The following is a 1,404-nucleotide window of genomic DNA, read 5'->3' on the forward strand; positions in this document are numbered from 1 at the left end:
GTGCCCAAGTCTCTTTTTCTAATTTCAGAGGTTTCAACCAATAATCGTCTTGATGCCTATACCCCAGTCTAATCTTCCCCCTTGACATGCCATTTAAAATATCCGAAATACCCCTAAATTCTTCCTGTAATTTTATTCCTCTACGTCCATTTTCAAATACCTCCGGATATTTTAAATATAACATATCTTCTATCGATTTACCATAATTAGACGATAATTGTAATAATCTTTTATAGTCGTTTTGGATTTGTAATGTCAATGCACCATTCTGCGTAAGTCCGTAAGTATGATCGATCTCATGAAATAATTCATGGGCTATAGTTGACGGTGTTGCATTCTCAGCAATATAAATCACTCCTTTAGTATAATAGGACTTTTTCTTCTTCGATTTATTAAACTTTACTCTGGCTTTCGATTGCTTTAATAGTACCCGAGTATCTTTATTTTTAACATCATGCAAGCTCATTTCAAAATCTTCCATGATGTCAATTGATGCTGAATTAAAAAAGGCTTTAATTCGATCTAAGAAATCCACCTCATCTACTTTATCAGACCAATCTTTTGATCTCGTCTCATACATTTTCTGATTATCATTATCCAAAGAATATTTTGTCAACCGTTTGTACTTTTCAACTTGTCTCTCTACATATTGCTGCTTAACCTCTTGTTTATTTACTTTCTCAACGGCCTCTAACTCCTGCTTTGTCCAGGTGTCATCTGCTGTAGAAATTCCTGGAAAGTATGTCGTATGGCTATCCTTGCATCGCGGATGATATAGACCGGCTGCTATAGCGGTGCTCATTAGCGGATACTTCCCATCTGATGGTTTGCCACCGGACCATACATCGTCAACCAATATTTTGCCCACAAACGGCAGACACTTTGGACAGGGATTTCCACGCTTGTTTACAATAACAGTACTGATTCCCCACTCCTGCCGCTTTTCTCCCTCTCCGGTCAAATAGGCTCGTTTGGAAGCTGTCTGTATTGCCATAAATGCATAATCGCTTATTTTATGCCTTGCCCCGTTTTTATATTCAATGCAGTTTATGCCGGAACCTAAAAAATCCTTAGCTGCCATGTCTACGGCCTTTTCATAGGTGCCCGCTCCGGTATTTGCATATACCTGTGCATTAAAAATAATCTTACGGTATTGATCATCCGCCATTCGTAACATTGCGTGTTCCGCTTTGGAAAAATCCTTCCGGGTGGCTCCGATCAAGGCATTCAGTTTACGATCATTCAGTTTAAAAAACTCACCCGTTGTCTGCATACTTTTATTCAGACTTCCCGGAGGTTTCCAACCTTTCTTTATGGCATTCATGATCTCTATTTCCTGATCCAGTCCGCCTTGCTTTCTTGCCTTATGGNTTATTTCATCCACAGATCCATTTATATCTGCAA

1 protein-coding gene is annotated in these 1,404 nt (G+C 38.9%); it reads right to left on the reverse strand.

Translation table 11 applies throughout. The features are described 5' to 3' along the window. Positions 1–1,384 (reverse strand): phage minor capsid protein (locus RHS_RS32430; protein ID WP_395023686.1); only part of this gene is annotated, 1,384 nt, incomplete at its 3' end. Between the last annotated feature and the right edge of the window lie 20 nt (positions 1,385–1,404).

Origin of the sequence: Robinsoniella sp. RHS (assembly GCF_001029355.1) — a bacterium.
Lineage (GTDB): Bacteria > Bacillota > Clostridia > Lachnospirales > Lachnospiraceae > Robinsoniella > Robinsoniella peoriensis.